This window comes from Leifsonia sp. McL0618 (assembly GCF_049994905.1).
Taxonomy (GTDB): domain Bacteria; phylum Actinomycetota; class Actinomycetes; order Actinomycetales; family Microbacteriaceae; genus Diaminobutyricibacter.
In genome coordinates, this window is sequence record NZ_CP188258.1 from 238,918 (window position 1) to 251,040 (window position 12,123).

Annotated in this window: 11 protein-coding genes; 8 read left to right on the top strand and 3 right to left on the bottom strand. The window is 68.5% G+C overall.

Going from position 1 to position 12,123, the window contains the following annotated elements; genetic code table 11:
- Positions 1 to 113: 113 nt before the first annotated feature.
- Together ACPPVQ_RS01165 and ACPPVQ_RS01170 are read left to right on the top strand one after the other, a co-directional pair.
- Positions 114 to 2,108, top strand: a complete 1,995-nt coding sequence (locus tag ACPPVQ_RS01165; protein WP_426517779.1) for a M13 family metallopeptidase — start codon at positions 114 to 116, stop codon at positions 2,106 to 2,108.
- Between the two features lie 70 nt (positions 2,109 to 2,178).
- On the top strand, positions 2,179 to 3,087 hold the full coding sequence (locus tag ACPPVQ_RS01170; protein ID WP_426517781.1) for a serine hydrolase: 909 nt from the start codon (positions 2,179 to 2,181) through the stop codon (positions 3,085 to 3,087).
- Positions 3,088 to 3,090: 3 nt separating this feature from the next.
- On the opposite strand, the gene ACPPVQ_RS01175 is transcribed toward ACPPVQ_RS01170, so the two are convergent.
- Positions 3,091 to 4,167, bottom strand: coding sequence for an NAD-dependent epimerase/dehydratase family protein (locus tag ACPPVQ_RS01175; RefSeq protein WP_426517783.1), 1,077 nt, complete (start codon positions 4,165 to 4,167; stop codon positions 3,091 to 3,093).
- A gap of 113 nt (positions 4,168 to 4,280) precedes the next feature.
- Here ACPPVQ_RS01175 and ACPPVQ_RS01180 point away from each other — a divergent pair, with 113 nt between their 5' ends.
- Entirely contained in the window at positions 4,281 to 5,666 is a 1,386-nt protein-coding gene (locus ACPPVQ_RS01180; RefSeq protein ID WP_426517785.1) for a glycine--tRNA ligase, read from the top strand.
- 232 nt (positions 5,667 to 5,898) lie between these two features.
- Here ACPPVQ_RS01180 and ACPPVQ_RS01185 read toward each other — a convergent pair whose 3' ends face one another.
- Complete coding sequence (locus ACPPVQ_RS01185; protein WP_426517787.1) at positions 5,899 to 6,642, bottom strand: GNAT family N-acetyltransferase; 744 nt, start codon at positions 6,640 to 6,642, stop codon at positions 5,899 to 5,901.
- A 36-nt stretch (positions 6,643 to 6,678) separates the two neighbouring features.
- Complete coding sequence (locus ACPPVQ_RS01190; protein WP_426517789.1) at positions 6,679 to 8,001, bottom strand: glutamyl-tRNA reductase; 1,323 nt, start codon at positions 7,999 to 8,001, stop codon at positions 6,679 to 6,681.
- Positions 8,002 to 8,098: 97 nt separating this feature from the next.
- Between ACPPVQ_RS01190 and hemE the strand changes: the two genes are divergently transcribed.
- The 5 genes from hemE to ACPPVQ_RS01215 are packed head-to-tail and all read left to right on the top strand — an operon-like array spanning position 8,099 to position 12,091.
- Positions 8,099 to 9,250, top strand: coding sequence for a uroporphyrinogen decarboxylase (hemE, locus tag ACPPVQ_RS01195; RefSeq protein ID WP_426517791.1), 1,152 nt, complete (start codon positions 8,099 to 8,101; stop codon positions 9,248 to 9,250).
- The gene (locus ACPPVQ_RS01200) at positions 9,240 to 10,883 is read left to right on the top strand and encodes a protoporphyrinogen/coproporphyrinogen oxidase (protein ID WP_426517793.1); all 1,644 of its coding nucleotides are present in this window, start codon (positions 9,240 to 9,242) and stop codon (positions 10,881 to 10,883) included. Before hemE ends, ACPPVQ_RS01200 begins: the two co-directional genes overlap by 11 nt.
- 15 nt (positions 10,884 to 10,898) lie before the next feature.
- Positions 10,899 to 11,417, top strand: a complete 519-nt coding sequence (locus ACPPVQ_RS01205) for a hypothetical protein (protein WP_426517795.1) — start codon at positions 10,899 to 10,901, stop codon at positions 11,415 to 11,417.
- A 31-nt stretch (positions 11,418 to 11,448) separates the two neighbouring features.
- Positions 11,449 to 11,862: a phage holin family protein gene (locus tag ACPPVQ_RS01210; protein ID WP_426517797.1), complete on the top strand. Its 414-nt coding sequence runs from the start codon at positions 11,449 to 11,451 to the stop codon at positions 11,860 to 11,862.
- Positions 11,852 to 12,091, top strand: a complete 240-nt coding sequence (locus ACPPVQ_RS01215) for a DUF3618 domain-containing protein (RefSeq protein WP_426517799.1) — start codon at positions 11,852 to 11,854, stop codon at positions 12,089 to 12,091. The genes ACPPVQ_RS01210 and ACPPVQ_RS01215 overlap by 11 nt, the downstream gene beginning before the upstream one ends.
- Positions 12,092 to 12,123: the final 32 nt, after the last annotated feature.

A 12,123-nucleotide genomic window follows, 5' to 3' on the forward strand; every position in this document is an offset into this window, starting at 1 on the left:
AGCGCCATCATTTCGGCGCGGCGCGGGCGGACCCGGGTCAAGCGGTCCGCCGGGAGAAATGCCTGCATTTCGCATCCGACACGAATGTCGCCGACACGTCCTAGGCTGGTCGAATGACTGACGCGGCGCCTGCATCCGGTATCAAGCTCGACGAACTCGACCCCGACATCCGCCCCCAAGACGACCTGTTCCGGCATGTCAACGGAAAGTGGCTGGCCACGACCGAGATCCCGGCCGACAAGGCCCGGTACGGCTCGTTCCTGATCCTGCGCGAAGAAGCCGAGGCGGCCGTGCGCGAGATCATCGAAGGCGCGACGGACGCGCCAGAGGGCACCGAGGAACGCAAGTTCGGCGATGTGTACGCGAGCTTCATGGATGAGGAGCGCATCGAGAACCTGGGCGCCAACCCGATCGCATCCCAGCTCGCGCTCGCCGACGACGTGAGCAGCATCGCGGAGCTCCTCGCCACCATCGGGAAACTCGAGCGTCACGGCCTCAGCGGCTTCTACCAGCTCTTCGTCGACAACGACCCCGGCAACCCCGAGCGCTATCTCGTGTTCGCCGAGCAGGGCGGAATCTCGCTGCCCGACGAGAGCTACTACCGCGAAGCGAAGTTCGCCTCGGTTCGTGAGGCCTACGTCGCCCACCTGCAGCGGATGTTCGAACTCGCCGACCTCGATGACGCCCCGGAGCGTGCGCAGCGCGTCTTCGACCTCGAGACTGCGATCGCATCGCACCACTGGGACAACGTCGCATCGCGCGACAGCGAGAAGACGTACAACCTGTTCACGTGGGCGGACGCCACGGCGCTCTTTGCCGGCGGCGACATCGGGAGCAGTGTCGCGGCTGCTGCTTCGCTCGATGACTGGGAGAAAGCCCTCGGAGCGCCCGCCGGTGCGCTCGACGAAGTGGTCCTGCGCCAGCCCAGCTTCACCAGCGGTGTCTCCTCGCTTCTCACCGACGACCGCCTCGAGAGCTGGAAAGACTGGCTGGCCTGGCAGGTCATCCACGGCGCTGCGCCCTACCTGAGCGGTGCCTTCGTCGAGGAGAACTTCGACTTCTACGGGCGCACCCTCACCGGCACGCCGCAGATACGCGACCGCTGGAAGCGCGCCGTCTCGCTCGTCGAGGGCGCGTTGGGCGAGGCAGTCGGCCGCATCTACGTCGAAAAGCACTTCCCGCCGGTGGCTAAGGAGAGCATGGATGTGCTGGTCGCCAACCTGATCGAGGCGTACCGGCAGAGCATCCGCACCCTCGAATGGATGGGTGAGGACACCCGCAACCGCGCCCTCGACAAGCTCGCGAAGTTCACCCCCAAGATCGGCTTCCCGGTGAAATGGCGCGACTACTCGAGCCTCGTCATCGACCCGGCCGACCTGCTCGGTAACGTGCGTGCCACCAGCCTGTTCGAGTTCAACCGCGAACTCGGCAAGATCGGCAAGCCTCTCGACCGCGACGAGTGGTTCATGACGCCGCAGACGATCAACGCGTACTACAACCCCGGTTTCAACGAGATCGTCTTTCCTGCGGCCATCCTGCAGTACCCGTTCTTCGATGCAGCGCGGGATGACGCCGCCAACTACGGCGCGATCGGCGCGGTCATCGGCCACGAGATCGGCCACGGCTTCGACGACCAGGGTTCGAAATACGACGGCGACGGCCGCCTCACCGACTGGTGGACCAGCGCAGACCGTGCAGCTTTCGAGAAGCGCACGGCGTCGCTCATCGAGCAGTACAACGCGCTCGCCCCGGCCCAGGTGCCCGACCAGCACGTCAACGGCGCTCTCACCATCGGTGAGAACATCGGTGACCTGGGCGGTCTCGCGATCGCCTGGAAGGCCTACCTGATCTCCCTCGACGGCCAGGAGCCCCCGGTCATCGACGGTCTCAGCGGCGCCGAGCGGTTCTTCCTCTCCTGGGCGCAGGCCTGGCAGGAGAAGGGCCGCGACGAGGAGGTCATCCGCCTGCTCGCCATCGACCCTCATTCGCCGAACGAATTCCGCTGCAACCAGATCGTCAGGAACATCACCGAGTTCTATGACACGTTCGATGTAGCCGAGGGAGATGCTCTCTGGCTGGACCCGTCAGAACGCGTGTCCATCTGGTGATCTAATGGAACACTGGGATGAGGCCGGGGGACCTCAACCAGACAAGGATTGAGAAGGAATGCCCCCCGTCGTGACGATCCCCACCCAGGAGTCCGAACGCCGCAGCCGACACAGCGCGATCAGGCGCGGTCGGCACCGCGGCGCGGAAGCGTCGCAGAGTTTCAGCCGTGGCTTCGCCGCCCTCGGCCAACTCGCGCTGAACGGCGTGCAGGTGTCCGCGCGGGCGACGGACCTCGCAACGGGTGCGGTCCTCTTCTCTGTCGACGACCATGTCGTCATGCCGACGGCGAGCATCGGCAAGGTGCTCCTGCTCGTGGAAGTCGCGGCGCGCATCCAGGACGGGCACCTCAACCCGCTCGCGCTTCTCGACCGCTCCCTCGAGGATGCCGTGGGCGACTCCGGTATCTGGCAGCACCTGCTCGCACCGTCGCTTCCCGTTGCCGACCTCGCGGCCATCGTCGGCGCGACCAGCGACAACCTGGCCACGAACGTACTGCTGCGCCACATCGGACTCGACGCGGTCAGCGCCCGCACCGAGTCGCTCGGGCTCACCCGTACTGCCCTGCTCGACCTGGTGCGCGACCACCGCGGTCCGGATGACGCCCCGCAGCTCTCCGTCGGCAGCGCCAACGAACTGACCTGGCTGTTCTCCGCCCTCGCGCGCGGCGAGATCGTCAACTCGGTCACCAGCCAGCGGGTCATCGCCTGGCTCTCCCTGAACAGCGACTTCTCGATGGTCGCCAGCGCGTTCGGCCTCGATCCCCTGTCGCACCGCGCGGTGGAACACCGCACTCTGCTCGTGAACAAGACGGGGACGGATGCGGGCGTGCGCAGCGAGGTCGGCGTGCTGCGGGGGCCGCGTGCGGGCATCACCTACGCGGTCTCGATGTATTTCGACGACGCGACCCTCGCATCCCGCCTCGCCGTGCTCGAGGGCATGCGCACGGTCGGCCTCGACCTGCTCGAATACGTGCACTGAGAGTCAGGAGCGGGTGCCGCCGCGGCCGGCGAAGTACTCGTCCTCGGCGGCGTAGTCGAACCATCCGTCTGCCTTGGAGCGCGTGACCATGGTGGGGAACACATCCTGCCAGCTCTCCTCGCGCCGCTCAGCGGCCGCGACCTCCCTGGTGACCCAGTCGATGTCCTCGGCCACCGCATCCGCGTAGCTCACCGGCTGGCTGTAGCCGAGCTCGACGCTCGCGGCATCCATGCTCATGACCAGCGGATGCCCGACCGACCACGGCGTCGAGCCGAGATTGCCGACCGCCGGCCCGGGATAGGTGACGATCTCGACCTCGCGGCCCATGGTCTCGAAGATCACGTGCGCGATCTCCGCGACGCTCAGGTTGTCGCGGTCGACCGCGTTCAGAACGCGACGGCCGGGAGTCTCGGCGCAGAGGGAGATGAGCTCGGCGACATTGACCGTCGACGAGGTGCTGAACCGGTTGCGGCCGCCGTCGGAGAGCACGATCCTGCGCCGCCTGTCGAGCGCGCGCTTGACGAAATACCACTCGCGCAGGGCAGGACTGAACGGTCCGTGGATGGCGCCCGGCCGCAGGATGCTCACCGGAAGGTCGTCTGCTTCGAGAAGCCGTCGCTCCATGGCGGCCTTGAGCGGCGAGTATGTGCGCTCCGCGTTGTCGACGATCGGGTCGGTCTCACGCAGAGGGATCGGGAAGTCGGGGAAGTCGTCGGGGCCTGTCACGACATCCAGATAGCTGCCGTTGGCCCCGACATAGACCGAACCGGTCGAGATGACGACCAGGGACCCGACGTGACCCGCCAGCTGCGTGAGCTGGTCGGCATGGTGTTCGTCGTAGGCGACCGTGTCGAGCACGAGGTCGTGGCCCCTTGCCCGGGCGAGCAGGCTGACGGTGTCTTCGCGGTCGAGGCGGATGGTCGTGACATCCAGGTCGGTGAGCGAGGTGTCCCCGGAGTGGCTGCCCCGATGGGCCACGAGCACCGACCAGCCGTCGACGGCGAGCCTGCGCGCGGCGGCCGCCCCGAGCTGGCCCGTTCCCCCGATGATCATCGCCGTGCGTACGGTGTCTGCCCCCATGCCCCAACGGTACGCCAGAGCGGCAGGCCGTGAACCCGTAAACTGGGTTGAGCGTTTCGTCGGCCAGGCCGCCGAATATTGCGCACCAACCCTCACGCACCATTGGAGCCACCGTGGCAGCACCCACCCGTCTTGATTCCGTCATCGCCCTCGCCCGTCACCGCGGCTTCGTCTTCCAGGCCGGGGAGATCTACGGCGGATCGCGGTCGGCATGGGACTACGGGCCTCTCGGCGTGGAGCTCAAAGAGAACATCAAACGCCAGTGGTGGCGGTACATGGTGCAGAGCCGCGACGATGTGGTGGGTCTCGACTCCAGCGTGATCCTGCCCAAGCAGGTGTGGGAGGCGTCCGGCCACGTCGAGGTGTTCACCGACCCGCTGGTCGAGTGCCAGCACTGCCACAAGCGTTTCCGTGCCGACCACCTCGTCGAGGAGTTCGAAGAGAAGAAAGGTCGCGCGCCCGAGAACGGGCTCGACGACATCCCGTGCCCGAACTGCGGCAACCGCCACACGTGGACGGAGCCGCGCGCGTTCAGCGGCCTGCTGAAGACCTTCCTCGGCCCGGTCGACGACGAGTCGGGGCTGCACTACCTGCGCCCGGAGACCGCACAGGGCATCTTCGTCAACTTCGCGAACGTTCTGCAGGCGAGCCGCCAGAAGCCACCGTTCGGTATCGGCCAGATCGGCAAGAGCTTTCGCAACGAGATCACGCCCGGCAACTTCATCTTTCGTACCCGCGAGTTCGAGCAGATGGAGATGGAGTTCTTCGTCGAGCCGGGCACAGACGAAGAGTGGCACCAGTACTGGATCGACCACCGCTGGAACTGGTACGTCGGCCTCGGAATCGACCCCGAGAACCTGCGACTCTACGAGCACCCCAAAGACAAGCTGTCCCACTATTCGAAGCGCACCGTCGACATCGAGTACCGGTTCGGCTTCACGGGCAGCGAGTTCGGCGAGCTCGAAGGTGTGGCCAACCGCACCGACTTCGACCTGTCGACGCATTCGAAAGCGTCCGGCAAAGATCTCAGCTTCTTCGACCAGACGAAGAACGAGCGGTGGATTCCCTACGTCATCGAGCCTGCGGCCGGTCTCACCCGCTCGCTGATGGCGTTCCTCGTCGACGCGTACCACGAAGAAGAAGTGCCCAACGCGAAAGGCGGCGTCGACAAGCGCACGGTGCTGCGCCTCGACCCGCGCCTGGCGCCGGTGAAGGTGGCGATCCTGCCGCTCAGCCGCAACGAGGCGCTGTCGCCGGTGGCGCGGGAGCTCGCCGCAGACCTCCGCAAGTACTGGAACGTCGACTTCGACGACGCCGGTGCGATCGGCCGTCGCTACCGTCGCCAGGACGAGATCGGCACGCCCTTCTGCGTGACCGTCGACTTCGACTCGCTCGAGGACCACGCCGTCACGGTGCGCGACCGCGACACGATGGCGCAGGACCGCATCCCGCTGGCCGAACTGCGCGGGTACCTCGCCGAGCGCCTGCTCGGCGCGTAGGCCGCCGCGCGCCCCGCTCGCCACGCCCCGCCCAGCCCGCTGAGGCGGCGAGTTGACAGCAGTTGTCGCCCCGGATGCGCCGCGGGCGACAACTACTGTCATGTCATCGACGCGCATCGCGACGTGGCGCCCGTGAGGGCCCCGGGTGCCCACCGCGGGCGCGGGTGGCGGACCAGGCGACGGCTGGAGCTCGCTCGCCGACGGAGTCGCACCCCGGCGGGGAAACCGCCCCTCAGGCGGAGTGGGTTTCCGCGTACTCCGTGTCGAGGAGCCCGTAGATGACCATGTCGCCCCACTCGCCCTTGAAGATCTCGTTCTGGCGCAGGTGTGCTTCCTTGCGCATCCCGAGACGTTCGCACAGTCGCGCCGACGCCTCGTTGCGCGGGTCGAGTTGCGCGAAGACGCGATGTGCGCCCATCGTCCCGAAGCAGACCGCGAGTACGGCCTCGGCCGCCTCGGTCGCATACCCTCGCCCGTGCACCGCCGGGTGGAACACCCACCCGACCTCGACCTGGGCGTGTGCAGCGCTCTTCAGGAAGATGCTCATGTCGCCGATGACGCGTCCGTGGCCGCCTGCCGGGTCGGGCAGTTCGACAGCGTAGATGAGCCCGTCGCCGTCTTCGGCGAGTTCGGTCATCGCGATGCGCTTCTCGAGGTGCTTGGCGGACTCTTCGTGGTCGTGCACCTCCCACATCAGATACCGCACGACGTCTTTGCGCTTCTGGTAGGCGTGCACATCGTCGAGGTCGTTCTTCGTGAGCGGGCGCAGCAGCAGGCGCTCCGTGCGGATGTCGACCGCGTCGTACGGCAAGCCGGTCAGGCCGTGCGCGTCTTCGGCATCGGCCGACGCGATCGCCGCAGCGCGGCCGGTGTCGGTCTCCGTCCCAGGCTCGGTCTCCGTCTCGGTGTCGGTCTCCGTCCCGGTCGCCGCCGCCGTCTCGGTCTCGGTCTCGGTCGAGTGTGCTCCGTCGCTCACTTGTCCTCCAGGTTGCGTTGTCGGGAAGGGCTTAGGTCAGGATGCTGCCGGCTCGGCCGATTCGCCCGGCCCGGGCACTGCGGTCGGGCGGCCCAGGTCGCTCTCGCCGGAGACGACGTCGAGGCCAAAGAGCGTCTTGGCGGCCTCGGTGAAGGCGTCAGCGTCCCCGCCGCGGGCGAGCTCGCGAGCGCGAACGGACGGCGTGTGCAGAAGCACGCTCGCCAGGTGGCGGAGCGCGGCTTCGGTCTCTTCGCTGGAGTCGCCACGGCCGCGCGCCCGGGCGATTTCAGCATCCAGCACAGCGAACACGTGTTTGCGCAGCGCGACGAGCGCCGGTGTGACGGACTGCTCAGCGGCTCGTGCCGCGAATTCGGCGGCGGCGTCGCCGACGATCGTGCGTGCTTCTTCGGTGGCGTTGAGCTCTTCGAGCGGTGCGTGCTTGCTGATGGTCTCGAGGTCGAGCAGTTCGATGCCTTCGAGGTGGGCGACGGCGGGGTCGACGTTGCGCGGCAGCCCGAGGTCGATGACGAGTCGGCGCGCGAGCGCGTCGGGCGTCGCGGAAGCCGCCGAAAGCTCGGGTACGCCGAGGATGACGTCGGGCGCGACACTGCAGGTGACGATGAGGTCGGCGGCGGCGATCGCCTCGACCAGCCCATCGGCCGGCACGGCACCCGCGGCGTGGGCGACAGCGAATTTCTGCGCGCGACCCGACGGCGAATACACGTGCACATCGCTCACTCCCCGCTCGCGCAGCGCGGCGAGGCTGGCGCCGGCGTACGCTCCCGTGCCGACGAGGAGCACACGCGTCGCAGCCCAGTCCGTGATGCGGCTTTCGGCGAGGTCGAGTGCGAGGCGCACGATGGACCGTCCGGCGCTCGTGATGCCGGTGCGGTTCTTCACGCCACGCGAGGTGCGCGAAGCGACCTGGAAGAGTCGCTCCAGTGCGCTGCTGACGGTTCCGGATGCCCGGGCCGCCTCGAGCGCGCGCCGCACCTGGCCCGCGATCTCGCCTTCCCCGACCACCACGGACTCGAGTCCGCTGGAGACGGCGAAGAGGTGCTCGGCGACGCCCTGGTCACTGATGACTTCACTGGATGCGCGGAGCTCGCCGGCATCCACACCCGACGCTGCGCTGACGGCCTGGATCACCGTTTCTGCTGCCGCCGACTCAGCGCCGGCCCGCGACTGGTCCACGTCGAGGTAGGCCTCGAAGCGGTTGCAGGTGGCGAGCACGATGGTGCCGTTGAAGAGTTCGGTGTTCTCCGAGAGGGCCGCGGTGACTGCGGCCGCATGCCGCTCCAGCCGGTCGAGGAGGTCGAAACCGGCGGTGCGGTGGCTCGAGGTGAAGCAGAGAAGCACGAGGGAAGCCTACGCTTGCGCGGCGTCATCCTCGAATCGAGAGGGCCGTTGATGACCTGCGCACAGCGTGTTCAGATTGGTTTGACAGAATCGGAGAGTGAATACGCTTGCCCCGACCCATCCGCTCAGCTCTGGCCGTACCGCCTCGTCGCGGCTGATCGGCGCCTACCAGGGACTGCGGCAACCGGTCACTCCGGTGTGGTTCATGCGTCAGGCAGGGCGCTCCCTGCCCGAGTACCGGGAGCTGCGCGTCGGCACCCGCATGCTCGACGCGTGCCTCGATCCTGCGCTTGCGAGCGAGATCACACTGCAGCCGGTGCGCCGCCACGGCGTCGACGCCGCCATCTTCTTCAGCGACATCGTCATCCCGTTGCGGCTGGCCGGTGTGGATGTCGACATCGTCCCCGGCCGCGGTCCGGTGCTCAGCGCCCCGGTTCGCACGGCGGCGGATGTCGACGCCCTGACCGCCGTCGACCCGGCCTCCCTGGATGCCACCGCTTTCGCCCCCATCATCGAGGCCGTCGGGCGTACCACGGCCGAGCTCGCCACGCTCGGCGCCGGGGACACTCCCCTTATCGGGTTCGCCGGCGCTCCGTTCACCCTGGCCGCCTATCTCGTCGAGGGCGGCCCGTCGAAGGACCACATCCGAGCTCGCACGCTGATGCACGCCGACCCCGACGCGTGGGCGCGCCTGATGGACTGGACCGCCGATGTCACCGGGGCGTTCCTGCGCACCCAGGTTCTCGCGGGTGCCAGCGCCGCACAGCTCTTCGACTCGTGGGCCGGTGCGCTCTCCCTCCAGGACTACGTCACACATGTGGCACCCGCATCCGCCCGGGCCCTGTCTCACGTGCGCGACCTCACCTTCGAGGTGCAGCCGACCGATGCCACCGAGAGGGAGGGCGCCCTCCTGCCTTCGTCGCGCAACGTGCCGATCGTGCACTTCGGCGTCGGGACCGGCGAACTGCTGAAGGCCATGCACGAGATCGGCGCCGACGTCGTCGGGGTCGACTACCGGGTGCCCCTCGATGAGGCGAGCCGCCGGCTCGGGCATGTGGTTCCGGTGCAGGGCAACATCGACCCTGCGCTGCTCGATGCGCCCTGGCCGGTGCTCGAGGCGCACGTTCTCGACGTGCTCGACCGCGGAGCCAGCGCGCCCTCGCACGTGCTGAACCTGGGTCACGGCGTTCCGCCGGAGACCGACCCCACTGTGCTCACCCGGCTGGTGGAGTTCGTCCATGGGCTCTGATCCGGCGAGCGATGGCGCGGCGACGGATGGCGTAGCGGGCCAGGCGAAGCGCGACGACCTCCGGCACGCCATCGATGCGCCTGCCACGCGTGTGGTCGTCGTGGGCGGCGGCATCGCTGGTCTCGTGGTCGCCCGGGAGTGCTCGCGGCCCGGCTTCGACGTGACCGTCGTCGAAGCATCCGATCACGTCGGCGGGACCGTGGCCCGCGCGGTCGTCGACGGCATCACCGTCGATACGGGCGCCGAGAGTTTCGCGACCCGCGGCGGCCACGTCGCCGGGCTGATCGGCGAGCTGGGTCTGTCCGACCGCGTCGTGCAGCCGAACCCCGAAGGTGCATGGGTGCGCCTGCCGTCGGGAACCGTTCCGCTGCCGAAGGCCGGACTCCTCGGCATCCCTAGTTCTCCTCTGGCGGCCGACGTGGTTCGCGCGATCGGCTGGGCTGGCGCGTGGCGCGCATACCTCGATCGAATCATGCCGGTGCTCACCATCGGAAAGGAGAGCAGCCTCGGCGCACTCGTGCGCAAGCGGATGGGCTCCCGCGTTCTCGAGAGGCTCGTCGCGCCGGTCGCCACCGGTGTCTACTCCGCCCAGCCCGACGATCTCGACATCGCCGTCGTCGCTCCCGGCCTGAACGAGGCCTTGACCCGGCAGGGGTCGCTTTCGGGCGCCGTCGGCGAGTTGCGCGCCAATGCAAAGGCCGGCAGCGCCGTCGGCGGTCTGAAGGGCGGCATGTGGATGCTCGCCCAGGCGCTCGAATCCGCGATCACGGACCGGGGCGGTCGCGTGCTCACAGGCGCCGCGGCGTCGTCGGTCGAGCCGTTCGTCGCCGGGATGGACATCGCGGACACCGTCCCGGAGGCCGCTGCCGACTCCGGTGGGGACCCCGCGGGTTCCGCCTCGGAGAGCGCCGCAGCCGCCCCCGGCGCACCGGCTGCCCCCTCGCCCGCAGTCCCGGACCCGCGCTGGGTCGTCCGCCTGGCCGACGGCCGGGCCCTCCCGGCCGACGCCGTCGTGATGGCGGCGCCCGCTGCCGCATCCCTCGCCATGCTCTCCGGCGCCTCTGACGAGCTCGGTGCGCTCGCTTCGCTCGAGTGGCCGGATGCCTCGAGCGTCGAACTCGTCACGCTCGTGCTCGACAACCCGGCCCTCGACGCCGCCCCACGCGGCACCGGCGTACTCGTCGCCGACCTGCCGGGATCGGGTGTCACCGCGAAGGCGATGACGCACTCCACCGCGAAGTGGTCCTGGCTCGCCGAGGAGGCCGGGGGCCGCCACGTGGTGCGCCTCTCATACGGGAGGGCCGGCCGGGCGAGCGAGACTCTCGGCCTCAGCGACGCGGAGCTGCGGTCCCTCGCCGTGAGGGACGCATCCGCTCTCCTGAATATTCCACTTTCGGAATCCGAGGTGACCGGCTTCGCCCGGATCAGCTGGACCAACGCCCTTCCTTACGCAGCGCTGGGCGAGCGGGAGCGCATTGATGCGGTCCGCTCCGCGGTCGACCCCGTCACCGGTCTTGAAGTGACCGGCTCGTGGCTGACCGGCACCGGGCTTGCATCCGTCGTTCCGGATGCAAAGGAGGCAGCCCACCGCGTTCGGGGTCTACGCTGGAAGGCACTGACCGAGAATCTCTGACGAACGGGGCGTTCAATGCGGGGAAAGCTTCTCTTCGCTGCCGGTGCAGCCGCGGGCTATGTGCTCGGCGCACGTGCCGGCCGCAAACGGTACGAGCAGATCAAGGCGGCAGCAGCCAGGGTGTGGGAGACACCCGGCATCCAGAACCAGGTGATCGCGGTCGAAGACTATGCCGCCGAGAAGTTCAGTGAGCTTCCCGGCGCACTGTTCGCTGGAGCGAAGAAGGTCGCGACCCGGGTCGTCGGCCGCGCGCAGGCCTCCCAGGGGCAGAGCGTGAGTTACAGCACACCGGTGCGGCAGGCGACGAGCGCACCCGCGACCGTTGTCCGGCCGCCCGCACGCACCTCCACGTCATCCGTGACGATCGCCGCGCCACCCGACGACGAGACGACCAGCGCGCCGACGACTCCACCCAGAGCCGCAGCGGGCAGCGCATCCACGGCGTCCACGAAGGCGGCCAAGCCGCCGAAGAGCGCGAAGCGCACTGCACGCGCGTCAGACGAGATCGACGAGGCTGACGACGCCGGAGCGTGAGCTGTGTTTCACGGGAGGACGGTGACGAGCAATGACTGACGACGACCGCGCGGAGTCCTCGCGTTCGCTGTTCGAGCTGATCAAGGACCTTCCCAGCCTGCTGGTCGCGCTCGTCAAGGCCGAGCTCGACCAGCTCAAGCAGGAGCTGGCCGAGAAGGCGAGGTATTCCGGTGTCGGCATAGGGCTCTTCGCGTTCGCCGCCGGACTGATCTTCTTCGCCCTCGGCTGTCTGATCGCTGCGGCGATCCTCGGGCTCGCCCTTGTGCTTCCCGGTTGGGCGTCGGCGCTGATCGTGTTCGGGGCCCTCCTGGTCATCGCAGCCCTGCTGGCCCTCATCGGTGTGCAGTCCCTGAAGAGGATGGGCGGCGCAGCCCCGGCGAAGACGATTGCGAGCGTGCAGGAAGACATCGAGGCGATCAAGGGGATGGGTCGCTATGACGACTGAGACGCCCAGCGACATCGAGAGGGCACGCGCCGAACTGACCGCCACGCTCGACGCGATCGAAGACAAGCTGAATGTGCCGAAACGGGCGAGACTCGCGGTCGAGCGCGCCGGGCGCCGGGCGCAGAAACTCCGGGACGAGAATCCCGTGGCGTTCGTGGCCACAGCCGTCGGCGCAGCAGCACTCGTCGGAGGTGCCGTGTGGCTCGTCGTCAGGGCTGTTCGAAACTAGAGCGGGGCGTCTACCGCGCTTTTGGCGCAGAC